This is a genomic window from Lysinibacillus sp. NPDC094177 (assembly GCF_050279145.1).
Lineage (GTDB): Bacteria > Bacillota > Bacilli > Bacillales_A > Planococcaceae > Lysinibacillus.
The window spans coordinates 160306-181461 of the sequence record NZ_JBNNTW010000001.1 but is presented as its reverse complement, the minus strand read 5'-3'; the positions used below and the strand labels follow the sequence as shown (position 1 = coordinate 181461).

Genomic DNA, 21156 nt, shown 5'->3' with positions numbered 1-21156 from the left:
ATGGATGAATGACAGATAACACTACGCTCAAAAGGTCATTAGGTGTTTGGTCAATTGTTGCTCTGGGATTAGGATATATGACGCCTACAGTGGTCTTTGATACGTTTGGAATTGTATCGAAATTAACAAATGGTGTAGTACCAATGGCGTATTTTGTCGCCTTGTTAGTAATGGTATTGACAGCGATTAGTTATGGAAAGATGGTACAGGTATTCCCGGCTGCTGGTTCAGCATATACATACACCCGGGAAACAATGGGATCTCACCTAGGATTCCTCGTAGGATGGGCATCGTTATTAGATTATTTATTATTACCTTTAGTTAATGCATTAATTATTCGAATATATATGGAATCTCTGTTTCCGAATGTACCTGTTTGGATTTGGGTTTTTGCTTATGTCATTGTAGTTACTGCAATTAATGCTTATAGTATGGAATCAACATCCAGCTTAAACTTTATACTCGTTGTTTTCACGATTTGTTTAATAGGTATCTTCATAATACTTGCTTCTGTACAACTTTATCACGGTATGGGAGATGGTACTTTATTCACGATTCATCCACTATCACATGAAAATGTAAAATTAATAGCCGTTTTAACTGGGGCAACAGTAGTAGCTTTCTCGTTTATCGGTTTCGACGCAATAACAATGTATACGGAAGAAGCAAAGGATACATCAACAGTTCCTAGAGCAATCCTGCTAACTGTTTTAATCGGTGGGGGTATTTTCTTTATCGCTTCTTATTTTACACAAGCATTATTCCCGGATGTTTCTGTGTTCGAAAATGTAGATGATACATTGCCGGAAATTGGTTTATATGTAGGAGGGAAGTTATTCCAACTGCTTTTCATTGCAGGAGCTTTCGCTGCTACTGTAGCTTCAGGACTTGCATCTCATGCAAGTGCATCTCGTTTGCTGTTTGTTATGGGCAGAAATGGTGTACTTCCTAAAAAAACTTTCGGATACTTACACCCTAAATTTAGAACGCCTGTTTTTACGATTGTTTTGACGGGAATCGTATCATTATTTGCAATAGGACCAAATTTAGAATTAATTGCTTCAGTCATTAACTTTGGGGCATTAATTGCATTCACATTCGTTAACCTATCTGTTATTGTTCATTTCTATATTCGTCAGAAAAGGAGATCAGGCAGTGAAACCTTTAAGTACTTAATTATGCCTTCTTTCGGAGCATTAGCTACTGGAGTTCTTTGGTATCATTTACACGCTGATGCATTTATAGGTGGAATCGTTTGGCTTATAATCGGAATCATTTACATGATGTTTATAACAAGATTCTTTAAAAAAGAACTTGGAAGCATGGACTCTATTGATGACTTGGAGTCATTAGATAAAGAGATTTTTAATGAAGAAAAGATTAAAGTCTTGAATTAACAATTTAGAGGATGAGAATCTCTTAGATAATCTTCCTCTTTTTAATGACACAAGAAGTAAATAAAGGAGTGATTGCTTTGAAAGAAAAAATTCGACTGTATATAGAAGAAAATAAAGAAGAATTATTTAAAACAATTCAAGATGTCGTACGTATAAAAAGCGTTGTTGGTAATGAACAAGAGATGCAATTATACATGAAAAAAAAATATGAAGAACTTAACTTGATTTTGCATGAGATTGAACCAAAATATGAGAAGGTTTCAGCTCATGAAGCGTTTATTGATTCAGGTATTCCGTTTGAAGACCGAAAAAATATTATCGGAATACGTAAAGGTGTCTCCAATGGTAAGTCATTAACGATTCATGGGCATGTAGATGTTGTTTCTCCAGAACCATATTCAAACTGGACGATGGACCCATGGAGTGGAGATATTATTGGAAACAAGTTATACGGTCGAGGCTCTGCCGATATGAAAGCAGGACTGATTTCAAATTGGTTCGCATTGAAAACATTAATTGATTTAGGATATCCAATTGCTGGAGATGTTCAGCTACATTCAGTAATAGAAGAAGAAGCTGGTGGTGGAGGCGGAGCTTTAGCATGTTTGGAGGAAGGCTTCGTAACAGATGGGTACATTTCGACAGAGCCACATAATTTGAATATGACAATAAGTCATGGGGGGATTATGTATTTCCGAGTGTACGTAAAGGGAAGAACAGCGCATGCTGGTTTAGCGCATGAAGGTATAAATGCTATTTCAAAAATGATGAAAATCCTTAGTGCGCTGGATGAATTAAGTGAATGGCGTGCTAAAAATGTTAAGTTTGATTTATTTGAAAAGGGGTCTGGACAGTCCGTTCACTTAAACTTAGGTGTACTAAAAGCTGGGGACTGGGTATCGACAGTTCCAGGGGAAGCGATCCTCGAAGGAAGAATTGGTTTTATCCCAGGGGAAACTCGCGAAGAAATTAAGCAACTAGTACAAGATACGATTATGAAATCTGTCTTAGGCGATGAGTGGATGGATAAAAATCCACCTGTTATAGAGTGGTTTGGATGGTCAACGGAGCCATGGTACCAAGATCCTGAGAACCCTTTTGTAAAATTATTCATCGAAAATGCAGAAGATGTTATGGGACATAAAGTAATAATGGTTGGAAGAGCTGGAGGAAATGATGCACGATTTACTCAGTATTACGGAAAACAAGGATTGTGCTTTGGGCCAATTGGAGAAAATATGCATGGACCAGATGAATGTGTTCATTTAGATAGCGTAGTAGAAGTAACTAATGTTTTGGCAAATTATATTATTAAGTGGAGCGAGAGTTAATCATCGTTAACTTTTGGGAATATCCATTTCAAACTAATATAGTGTCTCTCATAATGCTTCTAGCTTGGGTAGCTGAATGATTAGTATTGGCAAATAAGTTGTAATACGAAAGGTGAGGTAATTATAATGAGGAAAAATTTATTTATCAATGGGGATTGGGTGGAAGCAGCAGAGTATACAGAATTATGCTCTCCATATAGTAGCGAGGTCATTGCAGAAATACCGAAGGCAAATGTCGAGGAAGTAGAAGCAGCTTTAGTAGCTGCCGATGCTGCACGTAAAACGATGGCGAATATGCCTTTGTATAAGCGTGCGATTATTCTTGAAAAATTAGCTTCTTTATTAGAAGCACGTGCTGAAGAAGCAGCAGAGCTAATAGCACTAGAAGCAGCCAAGCCTATTTCAACCGCCAAAGCTGAAGTTCAGCGTACAATTCAAACGTATAAATTTGCTGCTGAAGAAGCAAAGCGAATACACGGAGAAACAATTCCTGTGGATGCTGCCCCCGGTGGAGACGGGCGCATTGCCTATACGGTTCGTGAACCATTAGGCATCGTGGCAGCCATTACACCTTTTAATTTCCCAATGAATCTAGTAGCTCATAAAGTAGGGCCAGCAATAGCATCAGGTAACACGGTTGTATTAAAACCTGCAAGTCAAACACCATTAACTTCCTATTTTATTGGTGAATTATTAGCAGAGGCAGGATTACCGAAGGGTGCGTTAAATATCGTTACTGGTGCAGGTTCTTTAATTGGTAACAAATTAGTCACGGATAATCGCGTGAAAAAGATTTCTTTTACAGGTAGCCCCGCTGTAGGTATTGGCATACGCAATCAAGCAGGTCTTAAGAAAGTAACGCTTGAATTGGGTTCTAATGCGGCTGTTATTATCGATGAAAATGTTAATATTGATAAATTAATTCCACGTGTCGTTTCCGGTGCTTTTGCATTCCAAGGGCAGGTATGTATTTCAGTTCAACGAATCTATGTTCACGAAAAAATGTATGATTTGTTTGTAGATAAATTTGTAGCAGCTACAAAAGAGTTGAAACTTGGTGATCCCCTAGATCCTACAACGGATGTTTCAGCCTTAATTAGTCCACAAGATGTAAAACGAACATTAAGTTGGATTGAAGAAGCAAAGGGGCAAGGGGCAATTATTGCAACTGGTGGAGAATCTGAAGGGAATATCTTACAACCTACCGTACTATTAAATGTAAAACCGGAGCAGAAGGTTTCCTGTCAGGAGGTATTCGCACCAATCGTATCTATTATGAAGTTTACATCTATTCAAGAGGCATTTGACCAAGTAAATGACTCCAAATATGGTTTGCAAGCTGGTATTTATACAGATAATATCCATGTTGCTTTACAGGCAACGCAAAAACTCCATGTAGGTGGTGTCATTATAAATGATATTCCTACATTCCGTTTAGATCATCTACCATATGGTGGCGTAAAGGAAAGTGGTATGGGAAGAGAAGGGCTGAAGTATGCAATTGAGGAAATGACAGAAATGAAACTTGTAGTTATAAACCAAAACTAATAAAAAAATAGGTAGGAGGAAATATAATGATAATTGGTGTACCTAAAGAAATAAAAAATAATGAAAATCGAGTAGGAATTACTCCAGCAGGTGTTGAGGCTTACAAAAAAGGTGGTCATGAAGTAATAATTGAATCGAGTGCAGGGCTAGGTAGTGGATTTACAGACCAAGATTATTTAGATGTAGGCGCTCAAATTACTAAATCGACTAAGGAAGCTTGGGATGTTGATATGGTGATTAAAGTGAAGGAGCCGATTCAGGAGGAGTACAAATATTTTAAAGAGAATCTTATTCTCTACACATACCTACATTTAGCTCCAGAGCCAGAATTAACGAAAGCTTTGCTAGAAAGTAAAGTTACTGGAATTGCTTATGAAACAATTCAATTAGATTCAGGTGCCTTACCGTTGTTAACGCCAATGAGTGAAGTTGCAGGCCGAATGTCTGTACAAATTGGTGCACAGTTTTTAGAAAATTCCAAAGGAGGAAAAGGAGTTCTCTTAGGTGGTATTCCTGGTGTTGCACCTGGAAATGTAGTGATTGTAGGTGCTGGAGTTGTCGGGACGAATGCTGCGAAAATGGCAGTAGGATTAGGTGCAAACGTAACAATTTTAGACGTAAATATTACACGCTTAAGTCAAATAGATGATATGTTCCAAGGACGTGTTCGTACACTTGCATCAAATACCTACAATATCGCTGAAGCAGTGAAAACAGCAGATTTGTTAATTGGTGCTGTGCTAATTCCAGGTTCGCGTGCACCACAATTAGTTTCAAAAGAAATGATTCAAACGATGCAAAAGGGGTCTGTTGTAGTGGATGTAGCGGTAGATCAAGGGGGTTCTATTGAAACAATTGATCGAATTACTACTCATAGTAATCCTATTTATGAAGTATACGGTGTTGTGCATTACGCAGTTGCGAATATGCCAGGTGCTTGCGCGCGTACCTCAACAATGGGCTTGTCAAATGTAACTGTTCCATACGGTTTGCAAATAGCTAATAAAGGCTATCGCCAAGCTGCTTTAGATAATCCTGTTTTAGCGAAGGGGATAAACGTAGTAAATGGAAAAATAGTATATAAAGCGGTAGCTGATGCACATGGATTACCATATACGGATCTACAAGTAGAATTAGCAGCAGATTCAACTTCGGCGTTAGCAGTTAAATAGAATAAGAGAAATAATGTTATTTGAAATGAAAAGAAGGAGAAAATTGGTAGGGAACGTAAATCTGATGTGGTACCCAAGTCAAGGACAAAACTAAAAAAAGAGATTAAGTCGCTAAGAGATGGTTTCTGTATTGCACAGGAGCCATCCTTTTTAGATTCCATTGATAACGATAATTATTGTAATAGACCATATAGTGATTGATTTTCGCTTTTAGTTCCTCAAGTGTCTTCAAGGAGCTAAAGTCTACTTCGTCTTTAAAATGACCGAAAAATGATTCCTGTGGCGCATTGTCCCAACAGTTTCCTCGGCGTGACATCGATGGACCTAAGCCATGTTTTTTTAAGAGCGTTTGATAGCGTGGGACCCCCTTGATCTGAATGGATAAAGGCCTCTGGATGAAGCTGAGCGCGCTTATTACGGATCAGTTTTTCAATCGTTTCCGTAGCTATTTCGAGCGTGATTCGGTCTGAGACATGGTAGTGAAGGAAGCGGCTCGATGCTTGCCCGCGGAAAGCGAGTAACCCGTAGCGGAAATCAACTTACTACTTTAGTAGTAGTGGGGAAAATTGGTTAAACAACACTCCTGATATTATATAAATTTAGTGGTTGAAGAAAATTGAAGTCAATTGCGACAAAAAAGTAGACGATTGTGCCAGCTCAAACTTGGAACATAATCGTCTACTTTTGTTTAATCATTTCATAACAACTGCTTCTCCATCTACGACAATTTCATCCAATTGATTTTTGACAATTGTGCGTAGGCGAATTATTTTTTTTCGGTCTTTTTTCTCTAAGACTTCGACTTCAGCCGTGACGGTGTCTCCAATTTTGACAGGCGCTTTAAAATCCACTTTTTGTGATAAATAAATTGTATCTGTTCCAGGGAGTTTCGTCCCTAGTACTGCTGAGATGAAACCAGCTGTAAGGATTCCGTGTACAACACGTTCCTTAAAAATGGTTTGATTTGCATACTCAGAATTCACATGGACTGGGTTAAAGTCACCTGTTATTCCTGCAAATTGATAGACATCTGATTCGGAAATAGTTTTTGTAAAACTAGCCTTATCGCCTATATGGATCTCTTCGTAGTTAGGCACTTTCTTAAAACCTCCATTTTCATGTTGTAGAAAGGGGTTAACTCAATAGGGAATTTTAAGACTTAGTAAGCTTTAATATCCCTTTATGAGTTGCTTTCATTTGTTCAGTTAATTCTTCTATTTTCTTAAAATTTTCAGTACGATCTTTTTGTTGGCTTTCCAGCGCTTTTTTCATAGTCGCTTCTAATTGTTTTTGTGATTCAATGAACAAATCCAACATTGCATGGCTCGGACTCCATGAAAGTAATTGGACTCTTTCTGTAACATCTTGAATATTGTTCAACCATTCGGAAACTTGCTCACCTTGGTTGATTCTACTTTGCTCTACTTTGCTTAGTACTTTCTCGTTCCAATCCTTTGTAACTTTTTTAGACTCTTCTTCCATTGTGTTCAATGTCTTTACTGAAAAATTGAGCAGTTCCTTTTGGTAAGAGAATGCATGTAGTGCTTTTTGTTGCAGATCTTCTTGGAAATTTTGCACAGCTTTAAGGTTGTTTAGCCAACCATCCCAAATCATATCCACCTGGTTTACAAATTGTTTGTCTTGTACCGTTGCCATTAATAATTCCTCCTTTAACATGGTTCCATAAACTCATGAAATGTATAATGAATGCAAATTTTTGCATAACATCCTATCGTTAGTCGTCATCATTCTTCGTTTGAGAAGCAGATCTAAAAGGGGAGAAAAAGGGATTATACAAATTGAAAAACTGATCCAACATTTTTTGATAATGGCTTAAAGATCCTGCCCACATTTCCAAATATTGTTCACCGGCTTCTGTAATTGAGTAAATCCGCTTTGCTGGACCACCTGATGTAACATCCCACTCGGATGTTACTAATGCATCTTTCTCAAGTTGTCGCAGCAAGCGGTAAAAATTCCCTTGGTCTACTGATTCAATCCCAAATTGCATGATTTTCTCCATTAATTCATAGCCATGGCTATTCCAATCACGTAAATGTAACAACATGATTGGTACAAGAAAATTTTTAGGCGTACCCATACTTGTTGTTTTACTTCTTTTTGCTTTTTCTGGTTTATGTTCCATCGTTATCCACCTGCCTAATATAAAAATACTTATACATGTAAATTACACCTATCTGTTTTAATTGTCAACTTTAGGAATCTGAGGTAAATTATTTTAAAATAATGAAGAATTTTCTATTTTTATAAATGTGTAATGTAGTACTCGACTGCTAATTAAAGCAATTAATAAAAGAAAAATAATAAATCTTAGATTATATACCCACCAAAAGAACTGATTTTAAAGAGAATCATCATAGATTTAAATTTACTTTCATAAATATATAAAGAGAAACATAAACATGTACTTTGGTGTAGATTGTAAAATGTTTCATGAGGTAATTTTATAATGAGACTTCCAATTTATTAGAGGCATAAAGAAGGTTCATCACCAAAACGTGTGGTTGATTTCCGTTCCGGCTGTGCGCTTTTATCGCTGCCGCTTCGCTTTCGCGCAGATAAAACATTTTGTTGCTGCCGCTACGTTAGCACTACGCTTTCGCACAGAGCAAAGCTTCCTGGAGGCGTCCGATGAGTCGCCCAGCCTCGACTCCAATCAACTTTTATACATAGCATACGTTTTAACTAATGTCATCCACAACTTTTGGTGATGAGCCATAAAGAATAATATTTTGAATTTTTTGTAAAATAAAAGTAAAAAATCTGTAAAAATAGAAAATATATGTTATGATCTCAACGGTAGTTCATTTAAGGAGGTGATATTCATTGACTCAAAAAATTCCATTTGAACCTTTTACGATGTGGAAGGATATGTACGAACATACTGAAAAGGCATGGCATGACGTTATTCAGGATACACTTGGAAAAGAATCCTTCTCTGAAGGGTTAGGCAAAATCCAATCTAGTTATTTGCAATATCATAAAATGATCAGTAATTTTACAGAAGCTTATTTCAAACAAGCAAATATTCCTACACGAGATGAAGTCGCAAATGTTGCCTCACTTGTCATCAACCTAGAAGATAAAATCGATGATATTGATCATCAACTCTATGAAAATAGTGAAACAGTGACAAAAGAGATTAACCAATTAAAACGTTCTGTTGGTAACTTGGAGAAGAAATTCGACAAGGTGTTAGAAGCTTTAACAGAACTGGATAAAAAAATACAAATAGGTGAAGTCATCGTTGCAACGAAAACTGAAGCAACACAGCCTGAGGCAAAGGCGACACCACAATCAACATCAGAGGATACAAACACAAAGAAATAATACTTAATTCTCATTTTTTTAAACATTTACGAATTAGGAGTGATTTCAATTATGGTACATTTGCAACCAAATGTTTTAGAACCAGCTGAATATGTAAAGCCTCTTGAAGGAAAAGTAGCAGTTGTCACAGGTGGGTCACGTGGTATTGGTGCAGAAATTGCTAAGGTATTAGCAAGAAATGGAGCACTAGTTGCGATTAACTATCAAAGTAGTTCGGGAAAAGCAGATGACATTGTTCACGAAATTGAACAAGAGGGTGGCACTGCATTTGCATTTAAAGCAGATGTAATGGTGGCAGATAATGTCCATAAATTTATTGAGGAAGTCTTAGAACGTTACGGCCAAATTGATATTCTCATCAATAATGCTGGAATTACAAGAGATAAAACATTCCGAAAGATGTCGATTGAAGAATGGGAAGAAGTAATTAATGTCAATTTAAATAGTGTATTTAAGACGACATCTGAAGTAATCAATCATATGCTCGAACAGAAATATGGACGAATTATCAATATCAGTTCAATTATCGGTCAATCTGGTGGTTTCGGTCAAACAAACTATTCGGCTTCGAAAGCTGGATTACTGGGCTTTACAAAATCACTAGCGCTGGAGACTGCAAAGAATGGTATTACTGTAAATGCAATTTGCCCAGGTTTCATTGAGACAGAGATGGTTTTGGCGATGCCAGAAAATGTGAAGGAATCTATAATTGCTAAAGTGCCAATGCGACGTTTAGGGCAAACTGATGAGGTTGCTGATACGGTTCTATTCCTCATAAAGTCGAGTTATATTACCGGTCAAGAAATCAATGTAAACGGCGGATTGTATATGTAACTAATGGTAAGAGCTTCCTAGAGAAGCTCTTTTTATGGGTGAACGATACTGAAGGAGGGGTCGCATGATGAATCTTGGTACGCAAGAATTAGAAGATTGGATCAATCAAATGCAAGGAGATTCTAAGAAAAGTTTTAATCGTTTCAGACGTTTGACAGAAGTCATTACAAGGGAACCTGAACCCAAAGTTGGCCAGACACCTAAAGAAGTAGTCTGGACAAAAAACAAAACAAAGTTATATCGTTATCAGCCTGCATTAAAGAAAACGAATAAAGTTCCGATTCTGATGATCTATGCCCTGATTAATAAACCATATATATTGGATCTTTATCCGGGCAACAGCTTAATCGAGCATTTAACAAATCAGGGACATGATGTCTACTTGTTAGATTGGGGAACAGCTGGTCATGAAGACCGACACATGAAACTAGATGATTATATATTGGATTATATACCGCGTGCTGTAAAAAAGGTGCTTCATACTTCTGCGGCAAAAGAGATCTCACTTCTTGGCTATTGCATGGGTGGGACAATGACAGCTATTTTTACTGCACTTCATCCGCACTTGCCGATTCGAAATCTTATTTTATTGACGAGTCCAATTGATTTTGAAGATGCTGGACATTATTCAAATTGGTTGGATAAGCGATACTTCAATTTAGATCAGTTAGTCGATACACTTGGCAATGTACCATTCGAAATGATTGATTATGGCAATAAACTGCTAAATCCAATTTCGAATGTTTACGGCCCATACATCAGTCTTGCAGATCGAGTAGAGAATGAAGATTTCGTATTAAACTGGAAGCTTATGCAAAAATGGCTTAACGATGGGATTCCGTTCCCTGGTGAATCATACAGACAGTGGATTAGTGAATTTTATCAAGAAAATAAGTTGATTAGAGATGAGCTCTATATCCGTGGACACAAGGTTGAGCTTTCCAAAATCAAAGCCAATTTGTTAAATATTGTCGCAACGCGTGACAATATTGTTCTACCACAACAAATTGAGCCGCTCAATGACAAAGTTTCAAGTAAAAATAAAACACTTCATTATGTAAATACAGGTCATGTATCTGTTGTAACTGGCCGAAAAGCAATTAACGAAATCCATCCATTCATCGAAAATTGGCTAACAGAAGCATCTATCTAACGGTGTTTAGTGCTAGTCGTAAAAAAATAATAAAAAAATTGTGCATGAAGAACATTCAAAAAAACGTAGTCAGAAAGACAGTGGGCGATTATTGCCAAGTCATTTCTGCTACGTTTTTGTTTGAGTAATTCCTATATACAGCTATCTCGGTTTTTCAAAGATTAACTACAAAGGTGTTGAATTGTGGTTCATCACCAAAAGTCGGGGATGACATTTGATTAAAGAGCGTATTGATTTTAGAATGCTCATTGATTTCCGTTCCGGCTGAACGCCCCCCGGAAACACACTAACATTAGTAGGACAAACCAAGGCCATGGTTTGTGCTACTAATTTTTTATAGTAGAAGTGAAGGAAAGTCGTCTGGGCGCTGGAATCTTTGAATTCGTATGAGGAAACCGGCTTACTTCACAACCTTATGTGAATCAGTTTAGTGGGTTGGACCGAGAAAAGGAAGTATCTGTTTTTTTAGATTCTAAGTATGTTAATAAAAGTGTCGGGAGACGTGTTAAATTTCAAAAAGAATTTATGCTTTATATTGAAAATTGAGATCTAAAAGCATTTTCAACCAAATTCAAATCATAAAACTACTTTGAAAAACAGGTTTTAACGTTATCTGTATTTCATATATATAGTAAAAAGCTAATAGGAGTAGAAATCATTGGACAAACAAAATAGCAGATATAGATGGGTTGTATTTGTTTCTGTATTATTTACTTATTTGTTAATGGCGAGTCAACGAACCGCCCCAGGACTGATTACAGACCAATTGATGCGAGATTTTAATGTAACAGCATCAACGATTGGGTTATTGACAAGTATACAATTTTTTGTCTACACGAGTTTGCAAATTCCGATGGGGATTTTAGCGGATCGATTTGGGCCAAATTTTTTTCTAATTATTGGAGCTACTCTTACAGGTTTAGGTACAATTATTTATAGTCTGGGTACACATGAATTTGTCCTGTTTTTTGCCAGAATACTAACTGGGGTAGGGGATGCGACCATATGGGTTAACATGGTGCTAATCTTGGCCAAATGGTTCCATACAAAGGAATTTGTTCGATTAATTGGCCTGGCGGGCATGACAGGAAGTCTTGGTTTCTTATTGGCGACAGTACCATTCTCCTCATGGATACTTTTATTTGGTTGGAGGGTAACATTTTTCTCAGTAGGACTACTCTTATGTTTATGTGGCATTCTCCTTTATTTTGTACTTGTAAAAAAAACAAAACAAATTTTGGGGGATGAGCAAGTAGCTGATACAGCAGAAGTGCAACGTGAAAAAACATCAGTTTTACTACGAAGAATATTTTCAAATCCGCAAGCGTGGGCTCTATTCTTTTGCCATTTTGGGGTAGTCGGCGGTTATGTAGGGTTTATCAGTTCGTGGGCAGTACCATATGGGATGAATATGTATGACATGACTCGGTCAGATGCCAGCCAGCTGATTATGATCGGTCTTATCGGGGCACTTATTGGAGCACCTCTAGCTAGTTGGATTTCAAGTCGGTTAGAAACAATTAAAAGACCTTATATTGTCGTTCATATCATTGTTTTATTAGGGTGGTTTTCTTTCCTTTTATTTAAAGGGCATCCTTCCTTTGTCTTTCTAATTATTATTTTCTTTATCATTGGCTTTGGATATGGGGCAAGTGCATTAACGTTTGCAGCTGTACGTCAATCTTTTAATCTAGAAGAGTCTGGAATTGTTTCAGGGATTGCGAATACGGGCGGCTTTCTAAGTGCTGTGTTGCTACCCATCATTTTTGGATATATATTGGACCATTTTCAATCAACTTCAGGAAATCTATTTGATGGATATTACTATGGTTTCATCACGCCGGTTATCTTCTCCATCGTTGGTTTGATAGGAGTGATTTTATTGAAGGAAAAACGTCAGAAAGTATGACAAAAAAAGATTATCCTCATTTTTTAACTAGCATAGTAATCGAGGGAATCAAAATAAGAATAACAAGCAGGGGTAAAGAGTATGGAAGAAAGCAACCATTCTCTGCTCCTGTTTTTTATTCCTTTGTCAACCTGATTTACAAGGTATATAAAAATAGTAAGATGTTAGGTATAATTATTAATTAAGAATAGAAAAATTATGTTTAGATTAAATCTAGTATAAAAGGAGGAGAAAACTTAAATTGACAAATAATAATAAAACGGTTATCCGTTCAATGGATATTTTAAATTTATTTATCGATCATACTGAACTGTCATTTCAAGAAGTAATTGAGTTATCAGGAATCCCTAAAACCTCTGCTTTCCGCATGTTGAAATCTTTTGAGGAAATGGAATTTTTAGAAAAGGGAACTGATGCAAAATATAGGTTAGGCATTCTCTTCCTTAAATTTGGACATCTAGTATCAATGCGCTTAGATGTGCGAAAAATAGCAGCTCCAATTATGAATGAGTTACATAATGATGTAAAAGAAGCAATTAATTTAATCGTTCGTGATGGTGACGATGCTGTTTATATTGAGAAAATAGATACGAAGCAAAAAGTTCGACTCTATACTGCAATTGGTAGAAAAAGTCCTCTTTATGCAGGGGCATGCCCTCGTGCTGTATTATCCTTTTTACCGGATGCAGACATAAAGGAATATCTCGAATCGGTAGAACTTAAATCATTTGCAATGGGGACGATTACAGAAAAGGAAAGGCTTTTTGAAACGATTGTGCAGGCTAGAGAACTTGGTTATACAATCAGCCATTCAGAATTAGAAGATTATACATCTGCTGTTGCAGCACCGATTTACGATCATAAAGGTGAAGTCGTTGCAGCAATGAGTATTGCGGGACTAGAAACCAATTATCGAGGGGAAAACGTTGAAATCTTCGTCGATAAACTTAAGAAGGCTACCGCAGAGATTTCTAAACAATTGGGGTATGAACAGCTTTAAAAAATGGGTAGTCTCAAAAGTCATTTGAGATTACCCATTTTGCGCTGAAATTTGTCAACTTTTTTAGAAAATATTACTACATAAATAATCGGATTATGGACAATTGAATAGCTTCTAACTCTTCTATAACCTTTTTAAACGGAGCCCAAATGCTAATTCATTTCGTTTCTTTTCTTGATGTATTAATGCCAATTGAGCTTCTTCAAGAGTGACCTCTTTAAAATAGACTCGACCATTTGCTTGCATTTGTGCTAATGATGGTAAATCGGCAGAAATCACTTGAGCTATTTTAGGATATCCACCAGTTGTTTGACGATCTGCCATTAAAATAATAGGTTGCCCATTGGAGGGCACTTGAATCGTTCCAAATGTAACCCCTTCGGATAATAATTCAAATGGCTCTTTTAATTGAATAACCTCTCCTTCTAATCGATAGCCCATTCGATCTGAGTGTGTTGTGATAGTGTAAGGCGTTGAAAGGAATTTTTTTATACTCTCCTCATCGAAATACTGATATTCAGAGCCTCTTATGAAGCGGATTGTTTGCGTTTTTTTTAATGTAACAAAGGATGTGTAATCAGCGGACCAAGAAAGGTGCGTTGGTTCTTTTTTTAATTGTTTAAAAAGATCCTCTCCTAACTCTGATCGGCTATCTAATTCAAAGACATCATTCTTCAGCAATTTTCTTCCTTGAAATCCTCCAATTCCAGCACGTATGTAGGTGCTTTTACTGCTCATCACTTTGGGCACTTGAATTCCGCCACTAAACGATACGTAGGCTCGGCAACCACTAATCGCAGTATTAAATTTTAAAACAGAGCCTTTTTGAATTAAAAGTGGTCGCCACATTGGTGCTTCTTTTCCGTCTATTGTAGGCTGTAAATTGCCACCTGTAATGGCGATCAGTTCATCAGTTTCAAATAAAAGGGCTGTTCCATAAAGTGTCACCTCTAGAGCGCCTTCTCCTTCCGAATTTCCAACAAGTAAATTCGCAATTCGTAAGGAAATTGAATCCATTGCTCCTCCGACGATTACACCAAACTTTTGTAGCCCATATCTTCCTAGGTCTTGAATGGTTGCCAGCATACCTGGCTGTAATACCTTTATGCCCATGTTTCCATCTCCCAATCACTCTTATATTCTTCCATCGAAATTGGTACAAACTGAATTCGATCACCCGATTGTAATAAGGTTGGAGGAGATTGTTCAGGTAGAAACAAACGAGAAGGAGTTCGTCCGATGATTTGCCATCCACCTGGAGTTTCTAATGGGTAAATTCCTGTTTGATTTCCCGCAATTCCAACAGATCCCGGAGTAATCGATAGCCGTGGAGTTTCTTTACGAGGTGTTGCAATTTGTCTATCCATTCCTCCCATAAATGGAAAACCTGGAGCAAAGCCTATCATGTACACAAGATATTCTACAGAAGAGTGAATTTTAATGACTTCATTAGGTGTTAAACCATGATAAGAGGCTACAAATTCTAGATCTGGTCCCATTTCACCACCATATACTACAGGGATTTTTACGACACGTTCCTTTGTTGTTTCAACTATGTAAGATTGGTTCATTAAAGAAAGAATGGTTGCTTTCACCTTTTCGTAAGGCATTTCGCCTCCTTTTTCTATATTTGAAAAGTATACTTCAATCGGATTGTAATAAACTGTCACATTATTATAGGCAGGCACAACCTCGATGAATCCTTCAAATGGATGTCTCTCTAATAAATTCAATATATTTTTAACTTTGTTGTGAATTGCCTCACTGATTCCTTCACCTACATGTATGACTAGTGCAGAATCGCTCAAAGGTCTTATATGTACATTCTCTTTTAAATTCAGCATAAAAATCATCTCCTGAAGTTTCGTAATTCGGTATAACAGTTTTAAATAACGGATTATTAATATTATATTTAAACAATAAACGAAAACAAGTTTAATTTAAATGAAAATTTTTAAAAAAATATTCTTTCTCAAAATTTTAAATTTATACTTTTCAGTAATTATAAAATATGTTAAGATTTTTTTAAATTTCAAAACTTAAGTTCCGAATATCGGTACAAATTATTTGTAAACGTATTCATTATAACTACTTTAGTGGGAAGAAAACGGGGGAAGAAGATGTTTCGAGTTGATTTAAACTGTGATTTAGGGGAAAGTTTTGGTCGTTATCGACTTGGAGAGCAAGAAGAAATCTTAAAATATGTAACCTCAGCTAATATTGCTTGTGGATTCCATGCTGGAGATCCAACAGTCATGCGAGAGACAGTTAAGCTAGCCATTGCTAATGGTGTGAAAATCGGGGCACATCCAGGATTACCGGATTTAAATGGCTTTGGACGACGTGAGATGAACATCACACCACAGGAAGCCTATGATATGGTTATTTATCAAGTTGGAGCATTGCAAGGTTTTCTAACGACTTACAATGAAACCATGCAGCATGTTAAGCCACATGGGGCACTTTATAATATGGCTGCTAAAAATCCAGCGATTGCTGAGGCAATCGCACAAGCCATTTATGATATTTCACCTTCACTTGTGTTATTCGGTCTCTCAGGTAGTGAATTAACAAAAGCCGGAGAAAAAATAGGGCTTCAAACAGCCCATGAAGTGTTTGCAGATCGTACCTATCAAAAGGATGGTTCTTTAACATCTCGTAAACAACCTGATGCATTGATTACCGATAAGGAACAAGCTGTAAATCAGGTTGTGAGAATGGTGAAAGAGGGAATTGTGCTGTCACAACAGCAAATCGAAATCCCATTACAGGCAAATAGTATTTGTATTCATGGGGACGGGGAACATGCTGTAGAGTTTGCAAAATATATTCATTCAAAATTAGCAGAACATCAAATATCAGTACGTGCAATCAAGGAGGGGTAAGTCAATGGTAGCAAAAAAAACGGAAGTTAGTGAAGTAGCGATCGAGCAAGAGAAAAAAGGTAAATTTGTTAAGAAAACAGCAAGTAAGAGTGTGTTAATAGGAGCAGCCTTTTTAATGGCAACCTCATCTATCGGACCAGGTTTTTTAACGCAAACGACAGTATTTACACAACAATTAGCGGCTAGCTTTGGATTTGTCATTTTAATTTCATTAATTCTAGATATTGTCGCACAGGTAAACGTTTGGCGAATCATTGCTGTTTCTGGCTTGCGAGGGCAAGAAATTGCCAATAAGGTGTTACCTGGATTAGGTGTTCTCCTTGCAATTATGATTGTTATAGGTGGTTTAGCATTCAATATTGGTAACGTTGCTGGAGCTGGATTAGGGTTAAATGCAATGCTTGGCGTAGATCCAATTATGGGTGCCATTATAAGTGCACTTTTTGCAATTTTCATATTTATCTATAAAGAAGCAGGGAAGGCAATGGACAAGGTTGCGCAAATTGCTGGCGGTGTCATGATTTTACTCATGCTATTCGTTGCTTTTAAAACTTCACCACCTGTAGGAGAAGCAATTGTGAACACCGTTTGGCCTAAAGAAATTAGTTGGTTTGCTATTGTAACTTTGGTAGGTGGATCAGTTGGAGGTTACATTACTTTTGCTGGTGGTCACCGACTTTTGGACGCTGGCATCAAAGGACAAGAATCCTTGCCAGAAGTAACAAAAAGCTCTGTGACAGGGATTTTGATTACTGGCGTAATGCGTATTGCTTTATTTTTAGCGGTTCTTGGTGTTGTTTCAAAAGGTTTAGTTATTGATCCTGCCAATCCACCTGCATCTGTTTTCCAACTAGCTGCCGGTAATATTGGTTATCGCATGTTTGGTATGATTATGTGGGCTGCAGCGATTACTTCTGTTGTAGGTGCAGCTTATACATCCGTTTCATTTATTCGTTCATTCCACCCTAACATTGAGAAATATCACAATTGGGTAATTATAGCATTTATCGTCATTTCAACATTAACTTTTACCTTGGTTGGAAAGCCTGTTAATGTGTTAATTTTGGTAGGTGCATTAAATGCACTGATTTTACCATTATCACTTGGCATTATGTTAGTCGCTGCACACAAAAAGGATATTGTAGGTACATATAAGCATCCACGTTGGTTAACTGTAACTGGAGCAATTGTAGTTGTTATTATGGGATATCTCAGCATTAATACATTTATTGAAGAAATTCCAAAAATTTTTAGTTAATCTAACATCCAACCATCCATGAGCATCTTTTCATGGATGGTTAATTTATTAGGAGTGAATTGATGATGACAACATATAGTGCTTTAGAGCCGAATGAAATCCGTAAACTTATTCGCAATCAAGAAATCTCTGAACCAACTTCTGGCATGTCGATTGGGTTTACACAAGCAAATTTAGTGATTTTGAAGAAGGAGCATGCCTTTGACTTTCTATTATTTTGTCAGCGAAATCCAAAGCCATGCCCATTATTAGACGTGACAGAACCTGGATCATTTATACCTTCAAAAATTGCTAAAAATGCAGATATTCGCAAGGACATTCCGAAATATCGTATTTATCGGGATGGTATTTTAACTGAAGAAGTATTAGATATTACAGATTATTGGGAAGAGGATATGGTAGGTTTTTTAATAGGGTGTAGCTTTACATTTGAAACACCTCTTCTTGAAGCAGGTATTCCAATAAGACATATTCAAGAAAACTGTAATGTGCCAATGTATAAAACAAATATCGCGTGTGAAAAAGCAGGTGTGTTTGAAGGACCAACTGTTGTCAGTATGCGCCCTATGACACCAGAGGATGCGATTCGTGCAATCCAAATTACTTCGCGTTTTCCAAATGTACACGGTGCACCAATTCATATTGGTAGCCCAGAACAAATAGGTATTACGGATATTTCAAAACCAGATTTCGGTGATGCCGTGTCCATTAAGCCAGGCGAAATACCAGTATTTTGGGCTTGTGGCGTAACCCCTCAGGCAGTAGCAATGGAAAGTAAACCTTCTATTATAATTACCCATGCACCTGGTCATATGCTAATCACTGATATAAAGGAAACAAGCTTGAGTATACTTTAAGGTATGTTCGAAGACATCTATTTATTTTCTTCATAAGTAAGCGTCAAGAGGTTGGGTCAGAACCAATTTCTGAAATCTAAAAAGCTGGTGAAATTTTACTCGTCGTAAAATTTCACCAGCTTTGATTTTTTTCAAAAGCGCCAGGGTGTCGTTCAATTCATGGATCTTGAGGGTAAAGAAATAGACGCAATTATGCCGAGGGATAATTGATTTCACAATTATTGTAACATTGGTTATAAAATAGAAAATGAGGATTGATTTTTTTAGTGGATGGCTAAAATAGCAATGAAGTGGATGGTTAATTACAATTGAAATAATATTAATATATAATCTTTTACTAGGAATAACACTGCTATAAGAAGAAAGATTTTAAGCAAGTTTGAAGGACATAATGAGGTGCGTATATATGGATTGGAAACCTGATAGAAAAGCGAAAAAAGCTATCTATAAACAACTCGCAGAATATATTGAAAGGGGAATTGCTGATGGTACATTTCCACCTGATAAACCATTGCCTTCAGAGAGATATTTAGCTAGTGCTTTAAATTTAAACAGAAGTACTGTCGTTAATGCATATAACGAATTAGAATCGATGGGGTTAATTGAAAGAAATAGAGGAAGTGGTACTACTATTAGTAAAGATATATGGGGTTTAACAAAAAAACGGATTCCTAGCTGGAATAGGTATATTGAGGCGGGTTCTTTTTTACCTAGTCAACCTGTAACGCAAAAAATAAGAAAGGAAGCAGTTGAACATAAATTAATAAATTTAGCTTCCGGTGAATTGTCAGAAGAACTTTTCCCAAAACGTTTTTTAAGCGAGATAACGTCAACACGTTCTTATATTGGAAGCCTAGGATACGATCATCCACAGGGGAATGAAATCCTTAGAAATACCATTACAAAACACGTGAAAAAATGTCGGGGAATCGAAACAAATCCTTCTTCAATACTGATAACATCAGGAGCGCAACAAGCACTACATTTAATTGTACAATGTTTGTTAAAGCCTGGTGATGCAATAGCAATAGAAGATCCTTCTTACAATTATAATCTTCCAATTTTCAAATCAGTAGGTATACAAGTACATTATTTACCTGTCGATAAGGATGGAATGAACCCAGAAGATTTGCAGTCATTATATAAAAAACACCGAATAAAAATGATTTTTTTAAATCCATATTTTCAAAATCCAACGGGCTCCTTATTGAATAAAAAGAAAAAAGAAACGATTTTAGACATCTCCTCAAAGCTTGGAATTCCAGTAGTAGAAGATGATCCTTATAGTTTAACAGCTTTTTCAGGTGATAAAATCTCTACCCTTAAATCAATGGATAGGAATGGGAACGTATTATACATTAGTTCTTTGTCCAAAATTGTTGCATCAGGATTAAGAATAGGGTGGATTATTGGCCCAACATCAGTGATTGAAAGATTATCCGATGCGAAACAACAAATCGACTTCGGTCATTCTAGCTTTACACAATGGATAGCGAATGATTTTTTAGAATCAGAAAATTTTCATATTCATATAAAGAGTTTAATTAAGGAATTAGAAAAAAGGAGAGATAAAATTGTAAAAAGCCTTGATACTTATTTAAAAGATCAGGTGGAATATTCAATTCCTCAAGGTGGTATTCATATATGGTGTAAAATACTTAAAAATTATAATGAAACCCAATTGCTTGAAGAATCCATTAAAAGAGGCGTCATTTTTGCTCCTGGTTCTACACTGGGATCCAAAGATGGTTTTGTTCGTTTTACTTTCGCAAAGGAAGATGAAGATTCAATAGATGAAGGAATCAAAAGGTTTGCAGAAGCACTTAATAGTATATAGACAATTGGATGGTTAAAAATATTTATTCTTAAGATAAATGGATGGTCAAAAAAGCATCCAAGTGGATGGTTATAAAAAATATAAATCCCTTATCATTGAGAGGTGGATGATAAAACATCGATATAGCCTAATTACTAATTATTTTTTATGAGGAGTGTTGATTAGGAAAAAATAGGTTTATTATTGAGCGAAAAAAAGGATTTTTTTGTTGCTATTTTGCTATTATATTCCCACTTTAACTGATTGTAGCGTAGGGCTACTCGACTCCCGCGGGAAAGCGAGACAGACGAGACCCTGCACGGAGCGGATGTTTTCTGTGCGAAAGCGTGAGTGCTAACGTAGCGGCAGCAATGTTTTATCTGTGCGAAAGTGCAACGACAGCAACAACACTAGCGGAGGAAGCGGCTCGACGCTCGCCCGCAGGAAGACTTGCTCTGCGCGAAAGCGAAGCGTCAGCAACAAATGTTTTATCTGTGCGAAAGCGAAGCGTCAGCGACAAATGTTTTATCTGTGCGAAAGCGAAGCGACAGCAACAAATGTTTTATCTGTGCGAAAGCGAAGCGTCAGCGACAAATGTTTTATCTGTGCGAAAGCGAAGCGACAGCAACAAATGTTTTATCTGTG

Annotated in this window: 19 protein-coding genes and 1 pseudogene; 14 read left to right on the top strand and 6 right to left on the bottom strand. The window is 36.8% G+C overall.

Annotation, left to right across the window (positions count from 1 at the left end):
* The first annotated feature begins 8 nt into the window (after nt 1-8).
* The 4 genes from ACQKNC_RS00885 to ald all read left to right on the top strand — a co-directional run bounded on the left by ACQKNC_RS00885 (nt 9) and on the right by ald (nt 5448).
* Entirely contained in the window at nt 9-1397 is a 1389-nt protein-coding gene (locus ACQKNC_RS00885) for an APC family permease (RefSeq protein WP_427423021.1), read from the top strand.
* Between the two features lie 77 nt (nt 1398-1474).
* Nucleotides 1475-2728, top strand: a complete 1254-nt coding sequence (locus ACQKNC_RS00880) for an ArgE/DapE family deacylase (protein WP_427423020.1) — start codon at nt 1475-1477, stop codon at nt 2726-2728.
* Between the two features lie 126 nt (nt 2729-2854).
* Complete coding sequence (locus tag ACQKNC_RS00875) at nt 2855-4276, top strand: aldehyde dehydrogenase family protein (RefSeq protein WP_427423019.1); 1422 nt, start codon at nt 2855-2857, stop codon at nt 4274-4276.
* 26 nt (nt 4277-4302) lie between these two features.
* Nucleotides 4303-5448, top strand: a complete 1146-nt coding sequence (gene ald / locus ACQKNC_RS00870) for an alanine dehydrogenase (RefSeq protein ID WP_427423018.1) — start codon at nt 4303-4305, stop codon at nt 5446-5448.
* 103 nt (nt 5449-5551) lie between these two features.
* Here ald and ACQKNC_RS00865 read toward each other — a convergent pair.
* The 4 genes and pseudogenes from ACQKNC_RS00865 to phaQ all read right to left on the bottom strand — a co-directional run.
* Nucleotides 5552-5948, bottom strand: a pseudogene (locus ACQKNC_RS00865) (IS3 family transposase); the annotation flags it as partial.
* A gap of 192 nt (nt 5949-6140) precedes the next feature.
* Entirely contained in the window at nt 6141-6545 is a 405-nt protein-coding gene (locus ACQKNC_RS00860; protein WP_368635712.1) for a MaoC family dehydratase, read from the bottom strand.
* A 55-nt stretch (nt 6546-6600) separates the two neighbouring features.
* The gene (locus ACQKNC_RS00855; protein WP_427423017.1) at nt 6601-7104 is read right to left on the bottom strand and encodes a hypothetical protein; all 504 of its coding nucleotides are present in this window, start codon (nt 7102-7104) and stop codon (nt 6601-6603) included.
* 79 nt (nt 7105-7183) lie between these two features.
* A complete protein-coding gene (gene phaQ, locus ACQKNC_RS00850; protein ID WP_427423016.1) occupies nt 7184-7594 on the bottom strand; it encodes a poly-beta-hydroxybutyrate-responsive repressor in 411 nt (136 codons plus the stop codon).
* A 701-nt stretch (nt 7595-8295) separates the two neighbouring features.
* Here phaQ and ACQKNC_RS00845 point away from each other — a divergent pair.
* The 5 genes from ACQKNC_RS00845 (at nt 8296) to ACQKNC_RS00825 (ending at nt 13695) form a co-directional block, all read left to right on the top strand.
* Nucleotides 8296-8799: a polyhydroxyalkanoate biosynthesis repressor PhaR gene (locus ACQKNC_RS00845; RefSeq protein WP_402984489.1), complete on the top strand. Its 504-nt coding sequence runs from the start codon at nt 8296-8298 to the stop codon at nt 8797-8799.
* Nucleotides 8800-8850: 51 nt separating this feature from the next.
* A complete protein-coding gene (gene fabG, locus ACQKNC_RS00840; RefSeq protein WP_368635717.1) occupies nt 8851-9633 on the top strand; it encodes a 3-oxoacyl-[acyl-carrier-protein] reductase in 783 nt (260 codons plus the stop codon).
* Nucleotides 9634-9697: 64 nt separating this feature from the next.
* Nucleotides 9698-10786 (top strand): class III poly(R)-hydroxyalkanoic acid synthase subunit PhaC, encoded by a 1089-nt coding sequence (phaC, locus tag ACQKNC_RS00835; RefSeq protein ID WP_423474251.1) that lies wholly within the window; start codon nt 9698-9700, stop codon nt 10784-10786.
* Between the two features lie 658 nt (nt 10787-11444).
* Nucleotides 11445-12695 (top strand): MFS transporter, encoded by a 1251-nt coding sequence (locus ACQKNC_RS00830; protein ID WP_427423015.1) that lies wholly within the window; start codon nt 11445-11447, stop codon nt 12693-12695.
* Nucleotides 12696-12936: 241 nt separating this feature from the next.
* Entirely contained in the window at nt 12937-13695 is a 759-nt protein-coding gene (locus tag ACQKNC_RS00825; RefSeq protein ID WP_427423014.1) for an IclR family transcriptional regulator, read from the top strand.
* 123 nt (nt 13696-13818) lie between these two features.
* Here the strand turns inward: ACQKNC_RS00825 and ACQKNC_RS00820 are convergent, their stop codons facing one another.
* Complete coding sequence (locus tag ACQKNC_RS00820; protein ID WP_427423013.1) at nt 13819-14808, bottom strand: biotin-dependent carboxyltransferase family protein; 990 nt, start codon at nt 14806-14808, stop codon at nt 13819-13821.
* Entirely contained in the window at nt 14799-15539 is a 741-nt protein-coding gene (pxpB, locus tag ACQKNC_RS00815; RefSeq protein ID WP_427423012.1) for a 5-oxoprolinase subunit PxpB, read from the bottom strand. Before pxpB ends, ACQKNC_RS00820 begins: the two co-directional genes overlap by 10 nt.
* A 276-nt stretch (nt 15540-15815) precedes the next feature.
* Here pxpB and ACQKNC_RS00810 point away from each other — a divergent pair, with 276 nt between their 5' ends.
* From ACQKNC_RS00810 to ACQKNC_RS00790, 5 genes are all read left to right on the top strand, one after another.
* Nucleotides 15816-16580 (top strand): LamB/YcsF family protein, encoded by a 765-nt coding sequence (locus ACQKNC_RS00810; protein ID WP_427423011.1) that lies wholly within the window; start codon nt 15816-15818, stop codon nt 16578-16580.
* Nucleotides 16581-16620: 40 nt separating this feature from the next.
* On the top strand, nt 16621-17838 hold the full coding sequence (locus tag ACQKNC_RS00805) for an NRAMP family divalent metal transporter (RefSeq protein ID WP_427423496.1): 1218 nt from the start codon (nt 16621-16623) through the stop codon (nt 17836-17838).
* 65 nt (nt 17839-17903) lie between these two features.
* A complete protein-coding gene (locus tag ACQKNC_RS00800) occupies nt 17904-18695 on the top strand; it encodes a putative hydro-lyase (protein ID WP_427423010.1) in 792 nt (263 codons plus the stop codon).
* Between the two features lie 406 nt (nt 18696-19101).
* Complete coding sequence (locus ACQKNC_RS00795) at nt 19102-20532, top strand: PLP-dependent aminotransferase family protein (protein ID WP_427423009.1); 1431 nt, start codon at nt 19102-19104, stop codon at nt 20530-20532.
* A gap of 326 nt (nt 20533-20858) precedes the next feature.
* On the top strand, nt 20859-21156 hold a 298-nt coding region (locus tag ACQKNC_RS00790; protein WP_427423008.1), incomplete at its 3' end, for a hypothetical protein.